The sequence below is a fragment of the Modestobacter sp. VKM Ac-2983 genome (genome assembly GCF_026967885.1).
Taxonomy (GTDB): domain Bacteria; phylum Actinomycetota; class Actinomycetes; order Mycobacteriales; family Geodermatophilaceae; genus Modestobacter.
Genome location: NZ_JAPVBK010000001.1, coordinates 717,361 through 743,052 on the forward strand (window position 1 = coordinate 717,361; position 25,692 = coordinate 743,052).

Consider the following 25,692-nt stretch of genomic DNA (forward strand, 5'->3'; position numbering starts at 1 on the left):
CGTCGTTCGCGCACGCAGCGATCACGGCCGGTCACCGACCGCGGCGACCGCGGCGCGCTCGCAGGTAGTCGGCGACGACGTACTCGCCGAGCCGCTCGCTGTCGGGCTGGAAGACCCGCCCGCCGGCCCGCGCGGTGATGTCGTGCACGAACTCGACCAGCCCGGGCTCCGGGTCCAGCGCGAACACGTTGAGCGTCGCCCCCGAGCGGGCCACCCGCTCCACCTCGGCCACCGTGCGGGCGATCGTCTCCGGCATCGGCGGCCAGCAGAAGTACGGCGTCCCGTCGTCCTCCAGGTGGGCCGTCGGTTCGCCGTCGGTGACCACCAGCACCACCGGCTCGGCGTCCCGGTGCCGGGCCAGGAAGCGGCGGGCCAGCATCAGGCCGTGCTGCAGGTTGGTGCCCTGCAGGGTGTCCACGCTCAGCTCGGCCAGCGTCTCCGGGCGCAGCACCTGGGCGGTGGAGGAGAAGCCGATGATCTCGATGGCGTCCTGCGGGAACTGGGTGGTCACCAGCGAGTGCAGGGCCATCGCCGTCGACTTGGCCGCGCCCCAGGTGCCGCGCAGCGCCATCGAGTAGGAGAGGTCGACCAGCAGCGCCACCGCGGCCCCGGTGCGCCGTTCGGTCTCCACCACCTGGAAGTCCTCGACGGCGATCTGCACCCGGCGCTGGCCCTCCTCGCGGGGGCTGCCGGCGCTGCGCAGCACCGCGTTGCGCACCGTGCGGACGACGTCCAGCGGCTGCTCGTCGCCGAACCGCCACTCCCGCGAGGCGCCGGTCAGCTCCCCGGCGGCGCCGGCGTCGGCGACGTCGTGCTCCCCGCGGCCGGTGGCCGACAGCTTCGCGAACACCCGGCGCAGCGCCGTGGCGCCCAGCCGGCGCACCGCCTTGGGGGAGAGCTGCAGCGCCCCCTCGGAGCGGTCGAGCCAGCCCTGCCGCTCCAGCTCCCGCTCCAGCCGGCGCAGCGCCGCGAGGTCGTCGACGGCCGACCGGCCCAGCGCCTGCTCCAGCAGCTCCTCGTCGACGTCGGCCAGCGAGGCGCCGGCGTAGCCCTGGGAGAGCTGCTGGGACAGCGCCTCCAGGTCCGCGAGCTCGGCGACGGCGGTCGTCGCGTCGCCCAGCCCCAGCGGCTGGTCCCCGTCCGGGACCGGGCCGCGCTGGCCCCACGGCAGGTCCGGCCGGGCCTGCCGCAGCGCGTCGGACAGGTGCGCCATCTCGCTCTGCAACCCGAGGTCGCCCATCGCCTGGCCCATCAGGTCCTGCAGCTCGGCTCGCTGCTCGGGGGAGAGCCCGGCCATCATCCGCTCCTGCGCGGCGGCGCGGCGGGCGAGGGAGTCGATCAGCTCCTCCACCGACTGCGGGTCGTCGGGGAAGAACTGGCCGTGCTCCGCCATGAAGTCGGCGAACTGCTGGTCGGTGTCCTCGCCCCGGTTGTGCGCGTCGACCAGGGCGGAGAGGTCGGCCACCATGTCCTTGACCGCCTGCATCGCGGCGCCGTCGCCGTCCTGCATCTGCTGCAGGGCCTGCTTCATCCCCTGGAACGAGCTGTCCAGCACCTCCTGCCGGAGCAGGTCCTCGATCTCGCGGTAGGCCTGGGCGGCCTCCGGGGAGCGCCAGGCGTGGTCCTTCAGGGCGCGGACGGCCCCGGCGGTGTCCTCCGGCAGGGCGTCGAGCTCCGCCTCGGCCAGCCGGGCCGCGTCGTCGGGGTCGGGGAACAGCGCCGCGCGCTCGGCCTCGACCGCCTGGTCCAGCAGCTCCCGGACCTGCTCCAGCGTGCCGTCGAGCCGGCCGGCCTCGCGGGCCTGCCGCAGCCGGTCCCGGACGTTGCGGCGCAGCTGGTCGAGACCGCGCCGGCCGTCGACGCCGCGGCGCAGCAGGTCCCGCATCGCCTCCCGGACGCCGCTGCCGGCCAGCACCTGGTCGCCGATCTCGTCGACCGCGGCCGCCACGTCGTAGGGCGGCGCCAGGGGGTCGGGGCCGCCCCGCCACTTGCCGTACCGGTACCCGCCGTGCCGTCGCTGGGGCACGTCAGGCTCCGTAGACCGTGCGCGAGCCGTCGGTGTCCTTGGCGAGCCGGCGGGTCAGCCACAGCCCCTCGAGCGCGAACTCGACGGCGGCGGCGGCCTGCTCGGCGGACTGCTCCCCCTCGGGGACCCCCAGCCGGCCCAGCAGCTGCGCCAGGTGCGGGATCGTGCCCAGCTGCCCGAGCAGGACGGCGGCCGGCACCAGGTCGCCGGACTCCACGGTGTCCCCGCCGGTGAAGTGCTCCTGCAGGCCGGTGAGGTCCAGACCGCCGCAGCGGGCCCGGAAGGTCTGGGCGGTGGCCTGCCGGAGGAGGTGCTCGAGGACCTCGAGGCTGCGGTCGTCGTCGGCGTCGTTGCCGGCGTCGGCGAACTCCACCTTGCCGCGGCTGGCCGGGACGATGCTGGGCAGGTCGACCACCCGGGCGACCGGTCGGCTCTCCCCGGCGACCGCAGCCCGGCGCACCGCGGAGGCGGCCACCGTCTCCAGCCCGGCGATGGCGAACCGGGCGCTGACCCCGGAACGCTGGTCGACGTGGCTGGACTCGCGGACCAGCCGGGTGAACCGGGCGACGATCTCCACCAGGTGCTGGGGCACCAGCGGGGTGGCGAACTCGCCGCTGCCGCCCAGCCAGGTGGTCTGCGCCTCCTGCTCGAGCAGCCGCACCTCGTCGGCGAGCTCGATCGGGTAGTGGGTGCGCACCTCGGCGCCGAACCGGTCCTTGAGCGGGGTGATGATCCGGCCGCGGTTGGTGTAGTCCTCGGGGTTGGCGCTGGCCACCAGCAGCAGGTCCAGCGGCAGCCGCACCCGGTAGCCGCGGATCTGGATGTCCCGCTCCTCCAGCACGTTGAGCAGGGCCACCTGGATCCGCTCGGCCAGGTCGGGCAGCTCGTTGACGCTGAAGATGCCGCGGTTGGTGCGCGGCACCAGCCCGTAGTGGACCGTCTCCGGATCGCCCAGCGTGCGGCCCTCGGCGACCTTGATGGGGTCGACGTCGCCGATCAGGTCGCCGACGCTGGTGTCGGGGGTGGCCAGTTTCTCGCCGAACCGCTCGCTGCGGTGCAGCCAGCCGACGGGGGTGGCGTCGCCGTGCTCGGCGACCTGCCGGTGCCCCCAGACGCTGATCGGCTGCAGCGGGTGCTCGTTGAGCTCGCTGCCGACCAGCACCGGGGTCCACTCGTCGAGCAGGCCGACCAGGGTGCGGATCAGCCGGGTCTTGCCCTGGCCGCGTTCACCGAGCAGCACGAGGTCGTGCCCGGCGATGAGCGCCCGTTCCACCTCGGGGACGACGGTGTCCTCGAACCCGACGATGCCGGGCAGGGTGGGCTCGCCGGCGGCCAGCCGGGCGAGCAGGTTCTGGCGGATCTCGGCCTTGACCGGCCGGGGGGTGGCTCCGCTGGCGCGCAGCTCGCCCAGCGTCGTCGGAGCAGGGGCCTCGGGAGCGGGAGGGGTGGGGGACTGGGAGGTCCCCGTCAGTGCGGCGTCCGTCACCTCGACCACGGTACGACGGACCTGTGACACCCGGGTGTCCGTCGGCCCGCGCACCTGGGGACTGCGAAGATCGACGGCGTGTCCGTCCCCGGTGCAGTGCCCCTGGTCAGCGGGGCCGACGTCGAGTCGGCCGCGCACCTGCTCGACGGCGTGGTGCGCCGGACGCCGCTGGAGCACTCCCGGGCACTGGCCGAACGGGTCGGTGGGCCGGTGTGGCTCAAGTGCGAGAACCTGCAGCGCACCGGCTCGTTCAAGATCCGCGGGGCCTACACCCGGATCGCCCGGCTCAGCGACGCCGAGCGCGCCCGGGGCGTGGTCGCGGCCAGCGCCGGCAACCACGCGCAGGGGGTCGCGCTGGCCGCCCGCGAGCTCGGTGCGGCCGCGACGGTGTTCATGCCGGAGAGCGCTCCGCTGCCCAAGGTCGCCGCGACCCGCGGCTACGGCGCCGACGCCCGGCTCGGCGGGGAGACCCTCACCGAGGCGATCGTCTCGGCGGTGGAGTTCGCCGACCGGACCGGCTCCGTCTTCATCCACCCCTTCGACCACCCCGACGTCATCGCCGGGCAGGGCACCGTGGGCCTGGAGGTGCTCGACCAGTGCCCCGACGTGGCGACGGTGGTGGTCTGCACCGGCGGGGGCGGCCTGGTCTCCGGGATCGCCGCGGCCGTCAAGGCCCGTCGGCCCGACGTCCGGGTGGTCGCCGTCCAGGCGGCGATGGCGGCCGCCTTCCCGGCCTCGCTGGCCGCCGGTCGGCCCGTGCCGCTGACCACCATGGCGACGATGGCCGACGGCATCGCCGTGGCCGCCCCCGGTGACCTCACCCTGGCGCACGTCTCCGGCCTGGTCGACGAGGTCGTGACGGTCAGCGAGGGGGACCTCTCCCGGGCGCTGCTGTTCTGCCTGGAGCGGGCCAAGCTGGTGGTCGAGCCCGCCGGGGTCGCCGCGGTCGCCGCGCTGCTGGCCGACCCGGCCGCCTTCGCCCCGCCGGTCGTCGCGGTCGTCTCCGGCGGCAACATCGACCCGGTGCTGATGATGAAGGTCGTCCAGCACGGCATGGCCGCCGCCGGGCGCTACCTGTCCCTCCGGGTCCAGGTGCCCGACCGGCCGGGGTCACTGGCCGGGCTGCTGCGTGAGCTGGCCGGTCTCGCCGCCAACGTGCTGTCGGTCGAGCACGAGCGGTTGACGCCACGCCTGGTGCTGGGCGAGGTGGAGGTCGGCGTGCACCTGGAGACCCGCGGCCCCGACCACGCCGAGCACGTGCTGGCCGCACTCTCCGCGGCCGGGTACGCCCCGCGCGTCGACTGACCGGCGCGGACCGATGACTTCTCCGGGCGGGGCGGGTCTGCACCCCTGAGCCGTCGCACCGCGACGGACCGCCCGTCGTCGCGAGGAGTGTTCATGGAACGGACCCGCCGGGGGCCCGGAAAAGGCAGTGAGAACTGTCGGCGGACGGGCCTAGCGTGCCTGGCATGACCGATGCCGTCGTCGTCGAGGGGCTCGTGAAGCGCTTCGGTGAGAACACCGCGCTCGGTGGGGTCGACCTCACCGTGTCCGAGGGCACCGTCCTCGGGCTGCTGGGGCCCAACGGCGCCGGCAAGACCACCGTCGTCCGGATCCTGAGCACCCTGCTGCAGCCCGACGAGGGCCGGGCGGAGGTGGCCGGTCTCGACGTGCGCACCCAGGCCGACCAGGTGCGCGCCATGATCGGGCTGACCGGCCAGTACGCCGCGGTCGACGAGTACCTGACGGGTGCGGAGAACCTGGAGATGGTCGGGCGGCTCTACCGCCTGGGCAAGCGGGAGGCCAGGTCGCGCGCCGGCCAGCTGCTGGAACGCTTCGACCTGTCCGACGCGGCCAACCGCCCGGCGAAGACGTACTCCGGCGGCATGCGCCGGCGGCTGGACATCGCCGCCTCCCTCATCGCCCGGCCGCGGGTGCTGTTCCTCGACGAGCCGACGACCGGGCTCGATCCCCGCAGCCGGCTCGGCATGTGGGAGTTCATCGCCGACCTGGTCAGCGACGGGACGACGATCCTGCTCACCACCCAGTACCTGGAGGAGGCCGACCGCCTGGCCGACCGGATGGTGGTCATCGACCGCGGCAAGGTGATCGCCCGCGGCACCGCTGACGAGCTGAAGGCCCAGGTCGGTGGCGAGCGGCTGGAGCTGACCGTGGGCACCGTCGAGCAGCTCGCGGTGGTGACCGACGCCCTGCGTCCGCTCTCCCACGGGGAGCTGCACGCCGACCGGCAGACCCGGCGGCTGTCGGTGCCGGTCACCGGCGGCACCGACACGCTGGCCGAGGCGCTGCGCCGGCTCGCCGGCACCAGCGCGCAGGTGCTCGACATCGGCCTGCGCCGACCCGACCTGGACGACGTCTTCCTGACCCTCACCGGGCGCTCCGCCGAGGACGCCGACACCACGACCGACGCCGAGGGCTCGGCCACCGTCAGTGCAGGAGCGCAGTCATGACCACCCTGGCCGAGACGGTCTCCGACAGCGTCGTCATCACCAAGCGCAACCTGATCAAGGTCAAGCGGGTGCCCGACCTGATCGTCTTCGCGACGCTGTCGCCGATCATGTTCGTGGTGCTGTTCCGCTACATCTTCGGTGGGGCCATCGGAGGGCTGCCCCCGGGCATCAGCTACGCCGAGTTCCTGCTGCCGGGGATCTTCGCCCAGACGGTGGTCTTCGGCTCCACCGTGACCGGGGCGAGCATCGCCGAGGACCTGCAGAAGGGGCTGATCGACCGGTTCCGGTCGCTGCCGATGTCCCGGTCGGCGGTGCTGATCGGCCGCACGGTCGCCGACCTGGGGCTCAACGTCATCTCGATCACGGTGATGGCGCTGACCGGGTTGGCCGTGGGCTGGCGGATCAACTCCTCGATCGGGGAGGCGATCGGCGGGTTCCTGGTGCTGCTGGTCTTCGCCTTCGCGATCTCCTGGCTGATGGCGCTGGTCGGTCTGCTCGTCCGGACCCCCGAGGTGGTCAACAACGCGAGCTTCATCGTGATCTTCCCGTTGACCTTCGCCTCCAACGCCTTCGTCCCGCTGGAGAGCTTCCCGGCACCGCTGCGGGCGTTCGCCGAGTGGAACCCCGTCTCCACCGTCGTCCAGGCGGCCCGGGAGCTGTTCGGCAACGTCCCTGCCGGGGCCCCGGTCCCCGACGTCTGGTCGCTGCAGAACCCGGCGCTTTACACCGTGCTGTGGACCGTCGTGATCCTGGCGATCTTCGTGCCGCTCGCGGTGCGGGCCTACCTGCGCACCGCCAGCCGCTGAGGAAGGACCCCGCTGCCCTGCCACCACTCGCAAGCTCGCGGCGGGACCGTGCAGCGGGGCGATCCAGATGACGGCCGGCCGGGTGCGGGGGTGAAGATGAGCGGGATGAGCACCGCTGCACCGGCTCCCTCGCCGGACTCAACGCCCCTGTCCGAGTCGCCCCTGTCCGAGTCGCCCCTGTCCGAGTCGCCCCTGTCCGTGTCCAACCCGCTGGCCGCCCCCTCGGCGTTGCCCTACGAGCTGCCGCCGTTCGCCGACATCTCGCTGGAGCACTGCCGGGAGGCGTTGCTGGCCGGGATGGCCGAGCAGCGGGCCGAGGTCGCCGCCCTGCTGGCCGACCCGGCCGAGCCGACGTTCGAGAACACCGTCGTGGCCCTCGAGCGCTCCGGTCAGCTGCTCGGCCGGGCGGAGGCGGTCTTCTGGAACCTGTCCTCGTCGATGTCCAGCGACCGGCTGCGGGAGATCGAGCGGGAGGTCGCCCCGCTGTCGGCGGCGCACTCCGATGCCCTGCGACTGGATCCGGCGCTGTTCGCCCGGATCGACGCCGTGCACTCCACCCGGCACGAGGCGGGTCTGGACGCCGAGTCGCTGCGCCTGGTGGAGCGCTACCACCTGGACTTCGTCCTCGCCGGCGCCGGGCTGGACGACGCCGGGCGCGAGCAGCTCCGCGAGCTCAACCAGCGGCTGTCGGAGCTGTCCACGACCTTCGGGCAGAACCTCGTCGTGGCCACCGAGGCGGCGGCGGTGCTGGTCACCGACGAGACCGAGCTCGACGGGCTGAGCCCCGCCGAGGTGCAGGCCGCCGCCGGCGCCGCCGCCGAGCGCGGCCACGAGGGCGGGTACCTGCTCACCCTGGTGCTGCCCAGCGGCCAGCCGGCGATGGCCAAGCTGCGCAACCGGGAGCTGCGCCGTCGGCTGCACGAGGCGTCGCTGACCCGGGCCTCGGCCGGCGAGCACGACAACGGCCCGATCGCGGTGGAGATGGCGCACCTGCGCGCGGTCCGGGCCCGCCTGCTGGGCTTCGACACCCACGCCGACCTGATCGCCGCCGACCAGACCGCCCGCACGTCGGCCGCCGTCGACGAGCTGCTCGGTGCACTGGTGCCGCCGGCGATGGCCAATGCGAAGGCCGAGGCAGAGGTGCTGGCCGAGGTGGCCGCCGCCGACGGGGTAGAGCTCGCCGCCTGGGACTGGTCGTTCTACTCCGAGCGGGTGCGGGCTGAGCGCTACGCCGTCGACAGCGCCGCGCTGCGGCCGTGGTTCGAGCTGGACCGGGTGCTGGTCGACGGGGTGTTCCGCGCCGCCGAGCTGCTCTACGGCCTCACCTTCGCCCCCCGTCCGGACCTGCAGGGCTACCACCCCGACGTCCGGGTCTGGGAGGTCTTCGCCGATGAGCAGCCGATCGGGCTCTACCTGGGTGACTTCTTCGCCCGCGAGGGCAAGCGCGGCGGCGCCTGGATGAGCTCGTTCGTCAGCCAGTCCGGCCTGCTGGACACCCGCCCCGTGGTGTTCAACTGCCTCAACGTCACCCGGGCGGCAGCCGGTCAGCCGACGCTGCTGACCCTGGACGAGGTGACGACGCTCTTCCACGAGTTCGGGCACGCGCTGCACGGGCTGTCCTCGGCGGTCACCTACCCGCGGTTCAGCGGCACCAGCGTGCCGCGCGACTTCGTGGAGTTCCCCAGCCAGGTCAACGAGATGTGGGCGCTGTGGCCGGAGGTGCTGGCGCACTACGCCAAGCACGTCGAGACCGGGGAGTCGCTGGCCCAGGAGACGGTCGACGCGCTGGAGGCCGCGGCCCTGTGGGGCGAGGGGTTCGCGACCGTCGAGTACCTGGGGGCCACGCTGCTCGACCAGGCCTGGCACCGGATCGGGCCGGAGACCCAGGTAAGCGATGCGCAGGCATTCGAGGCCCAGGCGCTCACCGACGCCGGGGTCGCCTTCGACCTGGTGCCGCCGCGGTACCGGACGACGTACTTCCAGCACGTCTTCGCCGGCGGCTACTCGGCCGGCTACTACTCCTACATCTGGTCGGAGGTGCTGGACGCCGACACCGTGGAGTGGTTCAAGGAGAACGGCGGCCTGCGCCGGGAGAACGGCGACGTCTTCCGCGGCGAGCTGCTCTCCCGCGGCGGCTCGGTCGACCCGCTGGGCGCCTTCGCCGCCGTCCGCGGCCGGGCCGCCGACACCGGGCCGCTGCTGCGCCGCCGGGGGCTGACCCCCGTCGCCTGACCCCGACACGCAGAAACGGCCCCGCGGACGACGTCCGCGGGGCCGTTCTGCGTGCTGCCCGGTCTGCGCCCGGCGGCCCGGGGCCCGCCCGGTCGGGTGGCGGACGGTCGCTCCGCACGCGTTCGTCCGCTCCGCACGCGCTGCACCACGTGCAGAGCGGAGGAAGAGCGTGCACTGCGGCGGAGGTGGCGAGGCGGCGGCCGGTTCAGAGCCAGGGGAGGGCGAGCACCAGGTCGAGGTCGTCCGGGGCGGCGCCGTCCCGGACCAGGCGGTTGGGCTGGCGGTGGCCGCAGGCGGTGCAGCGGTGCACCACCTGCCAGCCCTTGCCCGACTTCTCGACGAGGCCGATGGGCTCCATCAGCTGCCGGCACTCGCTGGCCCGGTCGCCGGGCAGCTCGTCGACGTGCAGCGACCAGAGGCACCAGGGGCAGTGGTTGCGGTAGTGCCCGTCGGTGTTCGCCGGCACCAGGGTCTGGCAGTGCCCGCAGACGAAGGTGGTGTTCTCCGTCCGCCGGGAACGCGCCCGCCCGCCGTCCACCGTGCTCGTCCCCTCCGTCACCGCCGTGCCCGTCACCGTCCTGCCCGTCACCGCCCTGGCCCGGGGGTCAGGGGATGAACGGCTCGACCGCCAGGACCTTCACGGAGATGTCCTTGCCGTTCGGTGCCTGGTAGGTGACCGTCGCGCCGGGCGCGGCGCCCACGATCGCGGCACCCAGCGCCGACTCGGGGGAGTAGACGGTCAGGTCGGTGGTGCCGGCGATCTCGCGCGAGCCCAGCAGGAACTTGTCGGTGTCGTCCTCGTCGCCGTCGAAGGCGATGGTGATGACCGTGCCGACGGCGGCGTTGGTCGCCGTCGTGGGCGGCTGGCCGACCCGGGCCTTGCGCAGCAGGTCGGTGAGCTGCCGGATCCGGCCCTCCGCCTTGCCCTGTTCCTCGCGGGCTGCGTGGTAGCCGCCGTTCTCCTTGAGGTCACCCTCCTCGCGGCGGTCGTTGATCTCCTTGGCCATCGCCGGTCGGTTCGCCACCAGCTGCTCGAGCTCGGCTCGCAGCCGGTCGTGGGCCTCCTGCGTCAGCCAGACGCCCTGGTCCTGCTCGTCAGTGGGGGTGGACACAGTTGCTCCCGGTGCTCGTCTTCGCGACCCGCTGTTCGCGGGGTCACCGCTGGTCAATCCGAGCAACGTAACACCGGATCGGAGCGGCGTGCAGCCGTCAACGGAACGGGTCCGACCGGGGAGGCTCCTGCGCCGGAGGTCCACGGGAGTGGTGCGGGGCACACCAGGAGTCGCCGGGGTGCCTGCCGCGATCGGCCGGCCGGGGGGACAATGGAGGTCGAGACCGGGCGTGCGCGTCACGAACGGCGTGAGGGCACCGTCGAGCGCGGGCTCGACGAGCGGAGCGAGGAGCAGCACAGGTGAGCGAACCGGACCAGTTGCGCCTGCTCGCGGTGCATGCCCATCCCGACGACGAGTCGAGCAAGGGCGCCGCGACCATGGCCAAGTACGTCGCCGAGGGCGCCCGGGTGATGGTGGCGACCTGCACCGGCGGGGAGCGCGGGTCGGTGCTGAACCCGGCGATGGACCGCCCCGAGGTGTGGGAGCGGATGGCGGAGATCCGCACCGAGGAGATGGCCCGGGCGCGGGAGATCCTCGGGGTCGAGCAGGAGTTCCTGGGCTTCGTCGACTCCGGGCTGCCCGAGGGCGACCCGCTGCCGCCGCTCCCGGAGGGCTGCTTCGCCCTGGTACCGGTCGAGGAGGCCGCCGCGCCCCTGGTCGAGCTGATCCGGCGCTTCCGGCCGCAGGTGGTGCTCACCTACGACGAGCGGGGCGGCTACCCGCACCCGGACCACATCAAGACCCACGACATCTCGGTGCACGCCTTCGAGGCGGCCGGCGACCCGGACCGCTACCCCGACCTCGGAGAGCCCTGGCAGCCGAGCAAGCTCTACTACCACATGGGCTTCACGCTGCCCCGCACGAAGGCGCTGCACGAGGCGATGCTGGCCGAGGGGGCCGAGTCGCCGTACACCGAGTGGCTGGCGAAGTGGGACCCGGCCAACGACATCTCCCACCGGGTGACCACCCGGGTGCCCTGCGCCGAGTACTTCCCGGTGCGGGACGCCGCCCTGATCGCCCACGCCACCCAGATCGACCCCACCGGCCGCTGGTTCTCCGTCCCGCTGGACCTGCAGACCCGCACCTGGCCGACCGAGGACTACGAGCTGGCCCGCTCGCTGGTCGACTCCGTCGTCCCGGAGGACGACCTGTTCGCCGGCGTCCACACCTCGGAGCGTGTCTCGTGACCACCGCACTCACCCTGCTCGCCGTCAACCAGCAGCAGGTCCCCGAGGACGTCGGCAAGGCCGGCCCGCTGGGGCTGCTGCTCATCGTCCTGCTGCTCATCGCGGTGCTGTGGCTGGGCCGGTCGATGACCCGGCACCTCAAGGGGCTGCCGCGCAGCTTCGACCCGGCCGACCAGGTGCCCGACAGCCCGGCCGAGCTGATGGTCGACGTCCCGGCCCGGGCGCCCGGCGCCGAGCTGCTGGACACCCTGCGGCGTGCCCCGCTCGCGATCGAGCCGCCGGCCCGTCCTCAGGACGACGACCCCCGGGACGGGCGGCCCACCGCGCCCTGACCGCGCCGGCACCGCTGGACCGGGTACAGCCTGGGTGGTCCGGTACTGATCGGCCCTGGCCGGCCGGGACCTGACCCCCGAGAGGGACGCGCACCGTCGTCCGGGCGCGTGCGGGGCGGCGGTCGGCGATGATCGCGCGATGGCGACCCAGCGGGCCCGGCGGGACCCCGACCAGCACGACCGATCGCTCCCCGGTCGGTGGGGCACCCGCGCCCTGGAGATCGGCGAGAACGTCGTCTACGCCGGCATCGCGCTGTTCCTCGTGCTCAGCGCTCTCGTGCTGCTCTTCATCGCCGGGAGGACGACCTGGGGGATGGTCGGTGACCCCTCCCAGGCCCCGGTGCTCGAGTTGCTGGACGTGCTGCTGCTCGTCTTCATCGTCGTCGAGCTGCTGTTCGCCGTGCGGATCACCGTGGAGCGCCGGGAGCTGGTGGCCGAACCGTTCCTGCTGGTCGGGATCATCGCCTCGATCAAGGAGATCGTCGTGCTGTCGGTCGAGGCGGCGGGGGTGCTGGGCAAGGGCGCGGAGTTCGACGACCGGATCACGGAGATCGCCGTCCTCGGCGTGCTGGTGGTCCTGCTCGGGGCCACGGCCTGGCTGCTCCGCCTGAAGGAGCGCGAACCCGACGAGGGCGACGCGCCGGCGCCGGGCTGACCGGCCGGTCGCCCCTGCCGGGGCTCACCACCGGTGCGCGACGTCGACCACGACGCGGGCGCCGTCGGGGTGTCCCGGTGCACCCGCGAGCACGAAGACCCGGAAGGGCAGCCGGGCCCGGGTGCCGACCGCCAGCGACGTCTGCCCCTCGAACGAACCCGCCCAGGCCACCTGGCGCAGGGTCCGGGCGGCACCGACGTCGACGACCTGGGTCCGGTCCGGCAGGTAGGTCGGGGTGCGCGACCCGTCGTAGGCAGGTGCGCGGACGACGAGCTGCAGGACGGCGCCGCCCGCGACGGGCACCGGCGTGCCCGACCCCTGGGCACCGACCTGGTCCACGTACCGGACGTCGTAGCCGGTGTCGCCGGCCGCGGCCAGGTCGACCACCAGCCGGTCGAAGCACGGGTGCTGCCCGGCGCGGACATCCGTGACGGTGCCCGGCGGGTAGACGCCCATCGGCTGGCCCTCGGGCAGCGATCCCCAGCGGATCCCGCAGTACGGGCCACTGGTCGCCTGGGCGGGCAGTGCGCCGCCCAGCAGTGCGACGGCGGCGAGCAGCACGATGACGAGCGTCCGCGGATGCGTTCGGTGCTGGTCCATGACGACCTCCTCGGTGTCGTCCCTGGTCGTGCCCCCGAGGGCCGCTGGCTGAACGTGACGATCTCGTGACTGCCCGTCCGTTCGGGCGTCGAGGCGCCACCGCCCCCCGCACGACCGGGCGGCAGTCGCGGGACCCGCCTACGGTCGGGACATGTCGCTGACCCTCGGTACCGGTCCTCTCGCCCGGCCTTCGTCCGGACAGCTGAACGCCGACCTGTGGTCGGTCGCTCCCGCGCACGCGCTGTACCTCCACCCGCTGCAGGAGCGCATCCGCGGGGTGTCCGGCGAGCGCACCGTCGTGGACACCACGGGGGCGCAGCTGCTGCACGAGACCGGGCTGCTGCCCCGCTGGTACCTGCCGGAGGCCGACGTGGCGGCCGGTGTGCTGCAGCCCAGTGGCACCCGCACCACCTGCCCGTTCAAGGGCGAGGCCCGGTACTGGCACCTGGAGGTCGACGGGCGCCGGGTGACGGACGCGGCGTGGTCCTACCCGGAGCCCATCGACGGCTGCCCCCCGCTGGCCGGGCTCGTCTCCTTCGACCTGGCGAGCCTGGACTCGTGGTGGATCGAGGACGAGCAGCTGCTCGGGCACCCGCGCGACCCGTTCCACCGGGTGGACGCCCGCCGCTCGTCCCGACACGTGGTGGTGCGGGTCGGTGACCAGGTGGTCGCCAACACCTCTGCGCCGATCGCGGTGTTCGAGACCGGCTTGCCGGTGCGCTGGTACGTGCCCGAGGCCGACGTCCGGGCCGAGTTCCTGGAGCCGAGCGACACCACGTCGGAGTGCCCGTACAAGGGCGTGGCGAGCTACGAGCACCTGACCGTCGCCGGCCGGCGGTACGAGGACGCGGTGTGGTGCTACCGGGAGCCGCTGCTGGAGGCGCTGCCGGTCGCAGGGCACCGGTCGTTCGACGGGGACGGCGTCGAGGTCGAGGTCGCCGGCTGAGCCGTGATCGGCTGGGACGGGGACCCGGGGCCCTGCCTGGGCGTCGCCGTCCTCAGGCGGTGCCCTCCGCGGCGATCAGCTCGGCGACCGCCGCGGGCCGCTCGCTGCAGTCGTCATCGGAGTCCGGCTCGTCGGCGGCCAGCCCGGTGACGCCGGCGTCCTCGACGGGCTGGAACCCCAGCCGGTCGAGATGACGTGGCAGCCGGTTCTGGGCGTTGACCACGTGCGAACGGGAGAACCAGCCGAGGCCGTCCTCGACCTCGAAGTCGAGCCCACCGCCAGGGGCGCGGCGGACGTGCCCGGGGGAGGGCAGCAGCCCGGCGAGCTGGACGGCCTGGTGGGGGTGGAGCGTGTCCGGTGGCGTGTCGAAGTAGTACCAGCTGGCCGCACAGACGCCGTAGAGCGTGGGGCCGAACTGGGCGTGGTTGACGTAGAGCTCGAGCATCCGCCGGTCGTCGACGACCAGCGCCAGCTCCGCGGCCAGGCCGGCCTCCACCGCCTTGCGCCAGGCGCTCAGCTCCTGGTTGAGGAACAGGTTCTTGGCCACCTGCTGCGGGATCGTCGACCCGAACGGGTCGTCCTCGCCGCGCAGGTGCGCCTCCGCGCGGGCCATCAAGTCGTCCCACTCGAACGCGCCGGAGCGGTAGGGGAGCGGGGCGTCCTCGTGGGCGATGACGGCGGCGAGGAAGTTCCGGGAGACGTGCTCGACCGGCACGGACTGCTGGATCGAGCCGGCCGGGTTGGCGGCCATGAACGCCGTCGTCGGCGGGTCCACCCAGCGCAGCGACACCAGTACCAGCGCCTGGAGGACGAAGACGACGGCGACCAGTCGACCGAGCGTCCGGAGGGCGCCGCGACGGCGTCCGCGCCAGGGCCGCCCGGGGCGCGGCTCCGGGGCCTGCGGCGGTGACCCGTCGGCCCGGCCGCCGCGCCGCCAGCGCCGCTGGGGACGGGAGTGCTCCTCGGCCGGCGGGGGTGGGTACCAGCCGGCGTCCGGCGGCAGGCCGTACCGGTCGTCGCCGTACGGCGGAAACGGGTCGGACGGGTACGCAGTGCCCGCAGGTGGCCCGTCGGCCGGGCGGCGGAACCGCGCGGTCGGCCGGCGGTCCGGCGGGACGTGGGCCATGCGGTGGAGCTCCCCGGGGTCGACGCGAGCCGCCATCGTACGGGCGCCGGCCCGGCAGGCGGCGCCACTCGAGGCCCGGGGCACCGTTCGGGCGAGGCCGAGGACGGGAAGGAGAGGGCCATGCCCAACCGCCTCGCCACCGCGACGAGCCCCTACCTGCTGCAGCACGCCGACAACCCGGTCGACTGGCGGGAGTGGGGGCCCGACGCGTTCGAGGAGGCCCACCGGCGCGGCGTGCCGGTGCTGGTGTCCGTCGGCTACGCGGCCTGCCACTGGTGCCACGTGATGGCGCACGAGTCGTTCGAGGACCCGGAGACGGCCGCGCAGCTGAACGCCGGCTTCGTCTGCGTGAAGGTCGACCGCGAGGAACGACCGGACGTCGACAGCGTCTACATGACCGCCACCCAGGCGCTGACCGGCCAGGGCGGCTGGCCGATGACGGTCTTCACCACCCCTGACGGCGCACCGTTCTACTGCGGCACCTACTTCCCGCCCCGCCCGCACCCGCAGCTGCCGTCGTTCCGGCAGGTGCTGAGCGCGGTGACCGAGGCGTGGGCCAGTCGGCGCGGTGAGCTGGAGGAGGCGGGGGAGACCATCGTCGCCGGCATCTCCCGCCGGCTTGACCTCGGTGACCCCGGTCCGCTGTCGGCCGAGCTCCTGGACCGGGCCGTCGACGCGCTCGCCGAGAGCCACGACCCCCGTGCCGGTGGCTTCGGCGGCGCACCGAAGTTCCCGCCGTCCATGGTGCTGGAGTTCCTGCTCCGTGCCCACGCCCGCCGGGGCGACCCGACGTCCCTGGGCCTGGCCGTGCACACCGCCGAGGCGATGGCGCGAGGCGGCGTCTACGACCAGCTGGCCGGTGGCTTCGCCCGGTACTCCGTGGACGAGCACTGGGTGGTGCCGCACTTCGAGAAGATGCTCTACGACAACGCCCTGCTGCTGCGGGTCTACTCGCACCTGTGGCGCGCCACCGGCGCCGCCTGGGCCCGGCGGGTCGCCGACGAGACGGCCGCCTTCCTCGTGCGGGACCTGGGCACCGCCGAGGGCGGGTTCGCCTCGGCGCTGGACGCCGACACCGAGGGCGTCGAAGGGCTCACCTACGTCTGGACCCCGGCCCAGCTGGTCGAGGTGCTCGGCGCCGACGACGGCGCCTGGGCCGCTGAGGTCCTCGGGGTGACGCCGGAGGGCACGTTCGAGCACGGCAGCTCCACGCTGCAGCTGCTGCGCGACCCGGACGACGCCCCCCGACTGGCCCGGGTGCGGGCCGCGCTCTCCGCGGCGCGGGCGCAGCGTCCCCAGCCGGCCCGCGACGACAAGGTGGTCGCTGCCTGGAACGGGCTGGCGATCGCGGCGCTGGCCGACCACGGGGCGCTCACCGGTGACGAGGACCTGGTCGGGGCCGCGGTCCGGGCAGCGGAGCTCCTGCACCGGGTCCACTGGGTGGACGGGCGGTTGCGCCGGGCCTCCCGGAACGGCGCGGTCGGTGCCCACGCCGGCGTGCTGGAGGACCACGGCGACCTCGCCGAGGGCCTGCTGGCGCTGCACGCGGCCACCGCCGACGGGCGGTGGCTGACCTGGGCCGGGGAGCTGCTCGACGTCGTCGGTGCGCAGTTCGTCGACGGCGAGGGCCGGTGGCACGACACCGCGGCGGACGGCGAGGCCCTCGTCCACCGCCCGTTCGACCCGGCCGACGGTCCGGCCCCGGCGGGCATCGCCGCCGCTGCGGGTGCGCTCGTCGGCTACGCGGCCCTGGCCGGCTCGCCGGACCACCGGGCCCGCGGGGAGGCGGCGGTCGCCTCGCTGGCCCGGCTGGTCGCACAGGCGCCCCGGGCGGCGGGCTGGGCGGCCGCGGTCGGTGAGGCGCTGCTGGCCGGGCCGCTGGAGGTGGCGGTGAGCGGGCCGGCGGGTCCGCAGCGGGACGCGCTGGCGGCCGCGGCGCGCGCCTCGGTCAGCCCCGGCGCGGTCGTGGTGGCCGGCGAGCCGGACGCGCCGGGCGTGCCGCTGCTGGCCGGGCGACCGGTGCGGGAGGGCCGCCCGGCCGTCTACGTCTGCCATGGGTTCGTCTGCTCGGCGCCGGTCATCGAGGTGTCCGCTCTCAGCGCAGCGATGAGCCCGGGCAGCGCCTGATTACACGATTACAGTGCATGGTGTCCGTACTGAACGAGGAGGAACCGTGCACGCACACCACCGCTTCCCGCCCGAGGGATTCCCCGGCCGCGGGCGTGCCCGTGGCCGCGCGGCGGACGCCCCGCCGCCGGTCGAGCGCGCCGAGGTCGCCGGCTGGTTCGCCGGCCGGCTGCCCGACGAGTGGTTCACCGGCCCGGTGGAGCTGGTCGTCGACCGCGACGAGATCACCGTCGTCGGGGCGGTCCCCGAGCCCGACGTGGGCGACGGCGACCCCGCGGCCGCCCGGGCCGGGCGGATCGCCCGCTTCCGGGAGCAGACCCGCGGCCAGCGGATGGCGATCGCCGACGCCGCCCAGCAGCGCTACGGCCGGTCGGTGGCCTGGGGGGCGTCCTGCGGCGACGTCCGGGAGCTGTTCACCACCCTGTCGGTGCCGGTGATGACCCGGCTGCGCCAGCCCGAGCGCCTGGTCCTGGACACCTTGGTCGACGCCGGTATCGCCCGGTCCCGGTCCGAGGCCCTGGTCTGGGCGGTTCGTCTGGTCGGCGAGCACGCCGAGGACTGGCTGGCGGAACTGAGGCAGGCCATGGCCGCCGTGGAGGAGGTGCGCGCCCGGGGTCCCCAGTAGGACGCCCGGGGGCCCGTGCGGGGATCGGGGACACTGGGCCTCGTGCCCCCCACTGCAGAGCCCACCGACACCGACGTGCTCGTGGTGGGGGCGGGCCCGGCCGGTGCGGCTGCCGCCGCGTGGGCCGCCCGCGGTGGCGCCGAGGTCGTGCTCGCCGACGCCGCCGTCTTCCCCCGGGACAAGACCTGCGGTGACGGGCTGACCCCCCGGGCCATCGCCGAGCTCGACCGGCTCGGACTCGGCGACTGGGTGCGCTCGCACGGCCTGAACCGGGGGCTGCGGGCGGCCGGCTTCGGGCAGGAGCTGCTGCTGCCCTGGCCCGGTGGCGCGCTGCCCGACCACGGCGGCGCGGTCCCGCGCACGGAGCTGGACGACCGGATCCGCTCGGTGGCCCTGGAGGCCGGGGCCGTCCCGCTGGAGGGCGCGCGGGCGGTGGACGTCGAGCGGGACGGCGACCGGGTGGGTGCGGTCGCGTTCCGCCGTCCCGACGGGTCGACGACGACGGTCCGCTGCCGCCGGCTGGTGGTGGCCGACGGGGTCCGCTCCCCGCTGGGCCGGGTGCTCGGCCGGGAGTGGCACCGCGACACGGTCTACGGCGTGGCCGCGCGCGGCTACGTGCGCTCGGGACGCAGCGACGACGAGTGGATCAGTTCGCACCTGGAGCTCCGCGGCGCCGAGGGGGAGCTGCTGTCCGGCTACGGCTGGGTGTTCCCGCTGGGTGCCGAGCGCGGTGAGGTCAACGTCGGCGTCGGCACCCTGGCCACCGAGCGACGCCCGGCCGAGGTGGGCCTGCGCAGCCTGCTGGAGCTCTACACCGACCAGCGGCGCGCGGAGTGGCAGATCGAGGGCGCCGTCCAGGCCCCCGCCAGTGCGCTGCTGCCGATGGGCGGAGCGGTCTCCGGTGTGGCCGGGCGCAACTGGGCGCTGGTCGGCGACGCCGCAGGGTGCGTGAACCCGCTCAACGGCGAGGGCATCGACTACGGGCTGGAGACCGGCCGCAGCGTGGTCGAACTGTTCGACGAGGACGACTGGTCGAAGGTTTGGCCCACGACCCTGCGGCGGCACTACGGCGAGGCGTTCTCCATCGCCCGCAGGCTGGCCGGCCTCCTCACCGTGCCGCGCTTCCTGCCGGCCGCCGGGCCGGTGGGGATGCGGTCCCGGGTGCTGATGACGGTGGCGCTGCGGGTGATGGGGAACCTGGTGACCGACGCCGACCGGGACCTCACCGCACGCCTGTGGCGCCGGGCCGGCCGGCTCTCGGTGCGCCTGGACGACCGCCCGCCCTTCAGCTGAGCAGTGCGGCGCGCCGGACGGGTGCGGAGCCGCTACCGCGTTCTGCACAGTACTGTGCGGTGCACCGACCAACCCGGAGGACGTCGATGGACACCACGCAACTGCTCAAAGGGGTGCTGGACCTCGCCGTCCTCGCGGTGCTGCACGGCGAGGACGGCTACGGCTACGACGTCGTCCGGCGGCTGCGCGCGGCCGGGCTGGAGGAGGTCGGCGACGCCTCGGTCTACGGCACCCTGCGGCGGCTGTACGCCGCCGGGCACCTGACCAGCTACGTCGTCCCCTCGGCCGAGGGGCCGCACCGCAAGTACTACGGGCTCAACGTCTCCGGGCGCGCGCAGTTGGAGATGGCGACCAAGACCTGGCACGGTTTCGCCGACACGATGGCGGCCCTGCTGCAGACCGATCCGGAGGTGGCGGCATGACCGGCGCGACGAGTGTGGGCCGGCAGGCCGAGGTGCGGGAGTACGCGGCGGCGGTGCGAGCGGCGCTGACCGACGTCCCGGCCGACCGGTGCGAGGAGCTGCTCGAGGACCTGGAGGACCACCTGGCGGAGGTGGCGGCGGACGGCGAGGCACCGCTGGAGTTCCGGCTGGGATCGCCGCGCCACTACGCCGACGAGCTGCGGGCCGCCGCCGGCCTGCCGACCGCGCCGGTGGCCGAGCAGGACCAGGTCGGGCTGACCGAGCTGCTCGGCCGGGTCCGGGCGTGGGAGCCGGTGCGGCAGGTCGAGGCGTTCCTCCCCGAGCTCCGTCCGGCGTGGTGGGTGGTGCGTGCCTGGGCCGCCGTGACCGCGGTCGACGTGGTCTTCGTGGGGGGCACGTCCTTCCCGGTGCCCACCCTCGGTCTCGGCCCGGTCGGCCTGCTGGTCACCGGTGCGGCGATCGCCTGGTCGGTGCGGCTGGGCCTGCGCGCCCGGGCGGAGCAGCGCGAGCCGGGGCACCGTGCCGCGCTGGTCAACGCCGGGCTCGGGCTGCTGACGCTGGTCGCGCTCGTCGGCCTGGCCGACGGTCCTGGTGTCGCCACCGCCGAGACGGTGTACGTCGACGATCCGCAGCCCGACCAGCTGGTGCACGAGGACGGCACGCCGATCACCAACATCCTGCCGTTCTCCTCGACCGGTGAACCGCTGAGCGGGGTGCTGCTCTACGACCAGGACGGGCGGCCGATCGACGACCTCGCCGACGTGACGAGCGACGGCGCCCAGGTCGAGACGGTGCCCGATGCTCCGCTGCAGCCGGGCAACGCCTATCCGCAGCAGCGTCAGGTGCGGGACTGGGACGAGTACGGCCAGGAGACCGTCGTCCCGATGCCCCTCCCGAGCAGCGCACCCACCAGCGGTGGCGCGCTGGAGGAGCCGGCGCCGTCCGTGCCGGGGGAGACCCCGGCGACCGACCCGGGCGCGCCGCCGACGCCGTGAGCGTCCGGGCGGCTCAGGCGAGCGGGGAGTTGTAGAGCGCGAACCAGACGGCGATGTAGTGGCAGATGGCGGCCACGATCGTCATCGCGTGGAAGACCTCGTGGTAGCCGAACGTCCCCGGCCAGGGGTTGGGCCGCTTGCTCGCGTAGGCGATCGCACCGATGCTGTAGAGCAGCCCGCCGACGGCCAGCAGCACCATCGCGGTGACGCCGACCAGCTGCAGGATGTCGACCATCACAAAGACCGCGGCCCAGCCCAGTGCGAGGTAGATCGGCACGCCCAGCCAGCGGGGCGCGTGCGGCCAGATCACCTTCAGGGCCACGCCCAGCCCGGCGCCGGTCCAGACCAGGGCCAGCAACCACCACCCGGTCGGCTCGGGGACGGCCAGCAGCGCGAACGGCGTGTAGGTGCCGGCGATGAACACGAAGATCATCGAGTGGTCGGCGCGCTTCATCAGCTTCCAGCCGCGCGGTGACCAGCGCCGGCGGTGGTACAGCGCGCTGACCCCGAAGAGCCCGAGGATGGTGACGCAGTACAACGCCACGGACCAGCCGGCCCGGGCCCCCTGCACGGCGGCGAGCGGGATGAGCACCGCCCCGGCGATGATCGACCCGAAGAACGCGAACAGGTGCAGCCAGCCCCGCATCCGCGGCCGGGTGTCGGGGTGGTCGGGGTCTCCGTGCTCCGCCAGGGTCCACGAGCCCGGGCGCTCGACGGACTCGACCCGTTCGCCCTCCTCGTGGACGGTGGAGACCGCCTCGTCGGCCGGTGCCTGGAGCTCGGCGCCGTCGGCGGTGACCCGGACGTGGTCCTCGCGGTCTGAGGAGACGCTCATGAGCCGAGGTTACGGAGCAGTGGGTACCGCGTCATCCTGGGCGGCCTGTGACGTTGCTGGGAGACGCGCAGGCCGGGCTCGGCGCGCGGTCCGGCCACAGCCGGGGACGGGACCTAGGGTGAGGGCGTGGGGGTGCGCGCGAAGGTCCGGGACGCACTCACCCTCGTCTACGAGAAGCGGCTGGCGCGCGAGCTGCTCGGCGCCGACACCCCGCGGCACGTCGGCGTGATCATCGACGGGAACCGACGCTGGGCCCGGGCCATCGGCCTCGAGGACGTCAGCGAGGGGCACCGCCGCGGCGCGGACAAGATCGCCGACCTGCTGTCCTGGTGCGACGAGGCCGCGGTGGAGGTCGTCACCCTCTTCCTGCTCTCCACCGACAACCTGACCCGCCCGGCGCCCGAGCTCACCCCGTTGCTGCGGATCATCGAGGGCGTCGCCTGCGACCTGGCCGGTCCCGACCGGCGGTGGCACCTGCGGGCGGTGGGCGCACTGGAGCTGCTGCCCCCCGAGACCGTCGGCGTCCTCACCCGGGCCGAGCGCGACACCCGGGACCGGCCGGGGGCGACGGTGAACCTCGCGGTCGGCTACGGCGGCCGCCGGGAGATCGCCGACGCCGTGCGCTCGCTGCTGGCCGAACACGTCCAGCGGGGGACGACGCTGCCGGAGCTGATCGAGGTGCTCGACGCCGACCAGATCGCCGAGCACCTGTACACCCGCGGGCAGCCCGACCCGGACCTGGTGATCCGCACCAGCGGCGAGCAACGGCTCTCCGGCTTCCTCACCTGGCAGACCGCCCACTCGGAGTTCTACTTCACCGACGTCTACTGGCCGGAGTTCCGCCGGGTCGACTTCCTGCGGGCGCTGCGTGCCTACGCCGCCCGGCACCGCCGCTTCGGCGGCTGACCCGGGCCTCCTCGGGACGGCGCCCGGGGGCTGACAGACTCGGGGGCATGGCAGCCGGCGCGGTCGACGTCCCCCTGGAGTACGTGCGGCTGGGGCTGCGCTTCGACCGGCTGGAGGCCGGCTTCGTCGACGCCTACACCGGTGACCAGCGGCTGCGGGCGCAGGTCGCCGACGAGCCGGCGCCGCAGCCGCACCAGCTGCGCGACCAGGCCCGGGCGCTGCTGGCCGAGCTCGACTCCGCCGCCCTGCCCGCCGCCCGGACCGCCTACCTGCGCGGTCAGCTGACCGGCCTGGAGTGCACCGCCCGCAAGCTCGGCGGTGAGCCGGTCGGCTTCATCGCCGAGGTCGAGGCCTACTTCCAGGTGTCGGTCGCCCTCGGGGACCCGGCCGAGTACGCCGCCGCGCACGCCGAGCTCGAGCAGCTGCTGCCCGGCAGCGGCACGCTGGCGGAGCGGTACGCGGTGCACCGGCGGCGGGAGGAGTGCCCGCCGCAGCGGTTGGAGGAGGCGGTGCACGCGCTCTCCTCCGCGCTCCGCGACCGGGTGCGCGGCCAGTACGGCCTGCCCGAGGCCGAGACGGTGCGCTACGAGGTGGTCACCGACAAGCCGTGGTCGGGGTTCAACTACTACGAGGGCGACTACCGCTCCCGGGTCGCGATCAACGCCGACCTGCCGCACCGGCTCGCGCAGCTGCCGCACCTGGTCGCGCACGAGTCCTACCCGGGGCACCACACCGAGCACTGCCGCAAGGAGCGGGGGCTCGTCGAGCGCGGCCAGCACCTGGAGCACACGGTCTTCCTGGTCAACACCCCCGAGTGCCTGATGGCCGAGGGGCTGGCCGACCTCGGCGTCGAGGCGGCGATCGGCGCCGGCTGGGGTCCCTGGTCGGCCGACGTCCTCGGTGACCTGGGGCTGCGCTTCGACGGGCACCTGGCCGAGCGGGTCGCCGCCGCGGCTGCGCCGCTGAACCGGGTGCGCCAGGACGCCGCGATCCTGCTGCACGACCGCGGCGCCGACCCGGACGTGGTGATCGCGCACCTGCAGCGCTGGGGGCTGGTCAGCCACGACCGCGCCGTCCAGCAGCTGCGCTTCCTGACCGACCCGCTGTGGCGGGCCTACATCTCCACCTACGTCGAGGGCTACGACCTGCTCTCGACGTGGCTGGCCGCCCGGCCGGCCGGGCAGCCCGTCGCCGACCGCTTCCTGCGGCTCCTGGACGAGCCGCTGACCCCGGCGGTCGTCGCCGCCGAGCTGGCCGGCGCCTGACCCTCGTGGCGGGCGGGACGACGGAGGAGCGGCAGGCCCTGGGGCTCTGGACAGCGGGCTGGATCGCCCTCTTCCTGCTGGCCGGGCTGCTCTGGCTGGGCGACGTGGCGCTGCAGTGGCCGGTGCTGCTGGTGCCGGCGGTCTGGGCGCTGGTGGTGCTGCGGCCGCGCCGCGAGGGCCGCGGCGCCCGCCGCTGATCGTCCGCCGGGAGCGGAACCCGGTCGACTCCTGTCGGTGGGCCGGTGGAGGATCCCCGGCGTGATCCACGCCCGCGGGCTCGCCCGCACCTTCCGGAAGAAGAAGCAGGAGGTGCACGCCGTCGCCGGGGTGGACCTCGACGTCGAGGCCGGCGAGATCGTCGGCTTCCTGGGGCCCAACGGGGCCGGCAAGACCACCACGCTGCGGATGCTCACCACCCTGCTGACCCCGACCGCGGGCACCGCCACGGTGGCCGGCTGCGACCTGGTCGCCGACCCGGTCGGGGTGCGCCGCCGGATCGGCTACGTCTCGCAGAGCGGCTCGACCGCGCCCGAGGCCCGCGCCGGGGAGGAGGTCGTCGACCACGCCCGGCTCTACGGGATCAGCACCGCGGAGGCGACCGCCCGCGGCAAGCAGCTGTTCCGTGAGCTCGACCTCGACGGGCTCTGGGAGCGCCAGCCCAAGGCGATGTCCGGGGGACAGCGCCGCCGGTTGGACATCGCGCTGGGCCTGGTGCACGTCCCGGGCCTGGTCTTCCTCGACGAGCCGACCACCGGGCTGGACCCGCAGGCCCGGGCCAACCTGTGGCAGCACATCCGCGGCCTGCGCGCCGAGCGCGGGACGACGGTGTTCCTGACCACGCACTACCTCGACGAGGCCGACGCGCTCTGCGACCGGATCCTGGTCATCGACTCCGGCCGGATCGTCGCCTCGGGCACGCCTGACCAGCTCAAGTCCGACGTCGGCGGCGACGTCCTGACCGTCACCGCCGAGCACGCGGACTCGGCCGGGCAGGTCGCCGGCCTGATGGCCGCCCTGCCCGGAGCCGAGGCGCCGCAGGTCGACGGCACCCGGGTGGTCGGTCGGGCCCCGAACGGCGGCGCTGCCCTGGTCGCCCTCGTCCGTGAGCTGGACGCCGCCGGCATCGCCGTGGCCGGCATCGAGAGCCGCCGGCCGAGCCTGGACGACGTGTTCCTCGGCCTCACCGGCCGGTCGCTGCGGGAGACCGGTGCACCGGCCGCCGCCCCCGCCGAGCCGCTGGAGGCAGCCCGATGAGCACCGTCGCGACCCCGCAGGAGACCAGGCCGACCAGCGCAACCGCGACCAGCGACCTGGTCCGGGACACCTACACCGTCTTCGCCCGGGCGATGCGGATGTCGCTGCGCAACCCGGCCTGGCTGGTGATCAGCCTGATGCAGCCGATCCTGTACATCACCCTCTTCGGCCCGCTGCTGACCTCCGACGCCGTCCAGCTCGGCGCGGGCAACGCCTACCAGGTGTTCGTGCCCGGGATCCTGGTCCAGCTCGGGATCTTCGGGGCGCTGTTCGTCGGGTTCGGGCTGATCGCGGAGTACCGGGCCGGGGTCATCGAGAGCCAGCGGGTCACCCCGGCCAGCCGCACCGCGTTGCTGCTGGGGCGGGTGCTGCGCGACGTCGTCGTCCTGCTGGTGCAGGGCACGTTGCTGGTGCTGGTCGCCATCCCGCTGGGGCTGCGCGCGCCGCTGGTCGGTGTGCTGCTGACCCTGGTGGTCATCGCGCTGCTGGGGGCGGCGTTCGCCTCGGTCTCCTACGCCCTCGCGCTGACGCTGAAGAGCGAGGACGCGTTCGCGCCGCTGCTCAACGCCGTCGTCCTGCCGGTGCTGCTGCTGTCGGGGATCCTGCTGCCGATGTCGTTGGCGCCGGGCTGGCTGCAGGCGATCAGCGACGTGAACCCGCTCAAGCACGTCGTCGAGGGCACCCGCGCGTTCTTCGACGGCGACTACGGCAGCAGCACCGCCTGGTGGGGTGCCGCGCTCACCGTCGCGATGGGGGTCGCGGGCTGGTGGTTCGGAGTCCGACGTTTCCGGCAGGAGTCCAGCTGACGAACGACAGGTCTCCTCTCACCCCTGCGCGTGTCAGGGGGGTGTTCCTGTCGGTCTGAGGGCATAGCGTCCGCAGTGGAGGACGAGCTCACCTCGCCCTCCACGGGAGGCCCGGTTGGTGCGACGGAGTTCGTTCACCAGAGGGGCCGTGTCCCGGCCCCAGCGCCGGGACCCGGTCACCTTCG

General features: G+C 74.3%; 25 protein-coding genes. 18 read left to right on the forward strand and 7 right to left on the reverse strand.

The genetic code is table 11. From position 1 onward, the window contains the following. Positions 1-31 precede the first annotated feature (31 nt). Together O2W18_RS03320 and O2W18_RS03325 are read right to left on the reverse strand one after the other, a co-directional pair. On the reverse strand, positions 32-2,026 hold the full coding sequence (locus O2W18_RS03320; protein ID WP_269186144.1) for a VWA domain-containing protein: 1,995 nt from the start codon (positions 2,024-2,026) through the stop codon (positions 32-34). 1 nt (position 2,027) lies between these two features. Further along, positions 2,028-3,512, reverse strand: a complete 1,485-nt coding sequence (locus O2W18_RS03325; protein WP_269186145.1) for a sigma 54-interacting transcriptional regulator — start codon at positions 3,510-3,512, stop codon at positions 2,028-2,030. Positions 3,513-3,590: 78 nt separating this feature from the next. Here O2W18_RS03325 and ilvA point away from each other — a divergent pair, with 78 nt between their 5' ends. From ilvA to O2W18_RS03345, 4 genes are all read left to right on the forward strand, one after another. Beyond that, complete coding sequence (ilvA, locus tag O2W18_RS03330) at positions 3,591-4,817, forward strand: threonine ammonia-lyase (protein ID WP_269186146.1); 1,227 nt, start codon at positions 3,591-3,593, stop codon at positions 4,815-4,817. Between the two features lie 164 nt (positions 4,818-4,981). Continuing rightward, positions 4,982-5,983, forward strand: coding sequence for an ATP-binding cassette domain-containing protein (locus O2W18_RS03335; RefSeq protein WP_269186147.1), 1,002 nt, complete (start codon positions 4,982-4,984; stop codon positions 5,981-5,983). Continuing rightward, positions 5,980-6,789 (forward strand): ABC transporter permease, encoded by an 810-nt coding sequence (locus tag O2W18_RS03340; protein WP_269186148.1) that lies wholly within the window; start codon positions 5,980-5,982, stop codon positions 6,787-6,789. The genes O2W18_RS03335 and O2W18_RS03340 overlap by 4 nt, the downstream gene beginning before the upstream one ends. Positions 6,790-6,987: 198 nt before the next feature. Next, positions 6,988-9,021: a M3 family metallopeptidase gene (locus O2W18_RS03345; protein ID WP_269186149.1), complete on the forward strand. Its 2,034-nt coding sequence runs from the start codon at positions 6,988-6,990 to the stop codon at positions 9,019-9,021. Between the two features lie 205 nt (positions 9,022-9,226). Here the strand turns inward: O2W18_RS03345 and O2W18_RS03350 are convergent, their stop codons facing one another. Both O2W18_RS03350 and greA read right to left on the reverse strand, forming a co-directional pair. Continuing rightward, positions 9,227-9,580: an RNHCP domain-containing protein gene (locus O2W18_RS03350; RefSeq protein ID WP_269186150.1), complete on the reverse strand. Its 354-nt coding sequence runs from the start codon at positions 9,578-9,580 to the stop codon at positions 9,227-9,229. Positions 9,581-9,626: 46 nt separating this feature from the next. After that, positions 9,627-10,133: a transcription elongation factor GreA gene (gene greA, locus O2W18_RS03355; RefSeq protein WP_269159973.1), complete on the reverse strand. Its 507-nt coding sequence runs from the start codon at positions 10,131-10,133 to the stop codon at positions 9,627-9,629. Between the two features lie 299 nt (positions 10,134-10,432). On the opposite strand from greA, the gene mca reads away from it, so the two are divergent. From mca to O2W18_RS03370, 3 genes are all read left to right on the forward strand, one after another. Then, a complete protein-coding gene (gene mca, locus O2W18_RS03360) occupies positions 10,433-11,320 on the forward strand; it encodes a mycothiol conjugate amidase Mca (RefSeq protein ID WP_269186151.1) in 888 nt (295 codons plus the stop codon). Beyond that, complete coding sequence (locus tag O2W18_RS03365) at positions 11,317-11,652, forward strand: hypothetical protein (protein WP_269186152.1); 336 nt, start codon at positions 11,317-11,319, stop codon at positions 11,650-11,652. The genes mca and O2W18_RS03365 overlap by 4 nt, the downstream gene beginning before the upstream one ends. A 139-nt stretch (positions 11,653-11,791) precedes the next feature. Beyond that, positions 11,792-12,307, forward strand: coding sequence for a phosphate-starvation-inducible PsiE family protein (locus tag O2W18_RS03370; protein ID WP_269186153.1), 516 nt, complete (start codon positions 11,792-11,794; stop codon positions 12,305-12,307). A 24-nt stretch (positions 12,308-12,331) separates the two neighbouring features. Here O2W18_RS03370 and O2W18_RS03375 read toward each other — a convergent pair whose 3' ends face one another. Further along, positions 12,332-12,907, reverse strand: coding sequence for an AMIN-like domain-containing (lipo)protein (locus tag O2W18_RS03375; RefSeq protein WP_269186154.1), 576 nt, complete (start codon positions 12,905-12,907; stop codon positions 12,332-12,334). 151 nt (positions 12,908-13,058) lie between these two features. Here O2W18_RS03375 and O2W18_RS03380 point away from each other — a divergent pair, with 151 nt between their 5' ends. Beyond that, complete coding sequence (locus O2W18_RS03380) at positions 13,059-13,853, forward strand: DUF427 domain-containing protein (protein WP_269186155.1); 795 nt, start codon at positions 13,059-13,061, stop codon at positions 13,851-13,853. 52 nt (positions 13,854-13,905) lie between these two features. Here O2W18_RS03380 and O2W18_RS03385 read toward each other — a convergent pair whose 3' ends face one another. Then, a complete protein-coding gene (locus O2W18_RS03385) occupies positions 13,906-14,979 on the reverse strand; it encodes a transglycosylase domain-containing protein (protein ID WP_269186156.1) in 1,074 nt (357 codons plus the stop codon). Between the two features lie 120 nt (positions 14,980-15,099). Here O2W18_RS03385 and O2W18_RS03390 point away from each other — a divergent pair, with 120 nt between their 5' ends. The 5 genes from O2W18_RS03390 (at position 15,100) to O2W18_RS03410 (ending at position 20,441) form a co-directional block, all read left to right on the forward strand. Next, positions 15,100-17,106, forward strand: coding sequence for a thioredoxin domain-containing protein (locus tag O2W18_RS03390; RefSeq protein ID WP_269186157.1), 2,007 nt, complete (start codon positions 15,100-15,102; stop codon positions 17,104-17,106). 46 nt (positions 17,107-17,152) lie between these two features. After that, on the forward strand, positions 17,153-17,731 hold the full coding sequence (locus O2W18_RS03395; protein WP_269186158.1) for a hypothetical protein: 579 nt from the start codon (positions 17,153-17,155) through the stop codon (positions 17,729-17,731). A gap of 42 nt (positions 17,732-17,773) precedes the next feature. After that, positions 17,774-19,024 (forward strand): geranylgeranyl reductase family protein, encoded by a 1,251-nt coding sequence (locus O2W18_RS03400; protein ID WP_269186159.1) that lies wholly within the window; start codon positions 17,774-17,776, stop codon positions 19,022-19,024. Between the two features lie 86 nt (positions 19,025-19,110). Then, positions 19,111-19,446, forward strand: coding sequence for a PadR family transcriptional regulator (locus tag O2W18_RS03405; protein ID WP_269186160.1), 336 nt, complete (start codon positions 19,111-19,113; stop codon positions 19,444-19,446). Next, positions 19,443-20,441: an HAAS signaling domain-containing protein gene (locus tag O2W18_RS03410; protein WP_269186161.1), complete on the forward strand. Its 999-nt coding sequence runs from the start codon at positions 19,443-19,445 to the stop codon at positions 20,439-20,441. Before O2W18_RS03405 ends, O2W18_RS03410 begins: the two co-directional genes overlap by 4 nt. A 13-nt stretch (positions 20,442-20,454) precedes the next feature. Here the strand turns inward: O2W18_RS03410 and trhA are convergent, their stop codons facing one another. Next, the gene (trhA, locus tag O2W18_RS03415) at positions 20,455-21,276 is read right to left on the reverse strand and encodes a PAQR family membrane homeostasis protein TrhA (RefSeq protein WP_269186162.1); all 822 of its coding nucleotides are present in this window, start codon (positions 21,274-21,276) and stop codon (positions 20,455-20,457) included. 126 nt (positions 21,277-21,402) lie between these two features. Between trhA and O2W18_RS03420 the strand changes: the two genes are divergently transcribed. From O2W18_RS03420 to O2W18_RS03440, 5 genes are all read left to right on the forward strand, one after another. After that, positions 21,403-22,182 carry an isoprenyl transferase gene (locus O2W18_RS03420; RefSeq protein ID WP_269186163.1) on the forward strand — a complete coding sequence of 260 codons (780 nt, stop codon included), beginning with the start codon at positions 21,403-21,405 and terminating at the stop codon, positions 22,180-22,182. Between the two features lie 47 nt (positions 22,183-22,229). Then, a complete protein-coding gene (locus O2W18_RS03425) occupies positions 22,230-23,447 on the forward strand; it encodes a DUF885 domain-containing protein (RefSeq protein WP_269186164.1) in 1,218 nt (405 codons plus the stop codon). Positions 23,448-23,452: 5 nt separating this feature from the next. Further along, positions 23,453-23,644 carry a hypothetical protein gene (locus O2W18_RS03430; protein ID WP_269186165.1) on the forward strand — a complete coding sequence of 64 codons (192 nt, stop codon included), beginning with the start codon at positions 23,453-23,455 and terminating at the stop codon, positions 23,642-23,644. A gap of 61 nt (positions 23,645-23,705) precedes the next feature. Further along, positions 23,706-24,701, forward strand: coding sequence for an ATP-binding cassette domain-containing protein (locus tag O2W18_RS03435; RefSeq protein WP_269186166.1), 996 nt, complete (start codon positions 23,706-23,708; stop codon positions 24,699-24,701). Next, positions 24,698-25,507 (forward strand): ABC transporter permease, encoded by an 810-nt coding sequence (locus O2W18_RS03440; RefSeq protein WP_269186167.1) that lies wholly within the window; start codon positions 24,698-24,700, stop codon positions 25,505-25,507. The genes O2W18_RS03435 and O2W18_RS03440 overlap by 4 nt, the downstream gene beginning before the upstream one ends. The last annotated feature ends 185 nt before the right edge of the window (positions 25,508-25,692 follow it).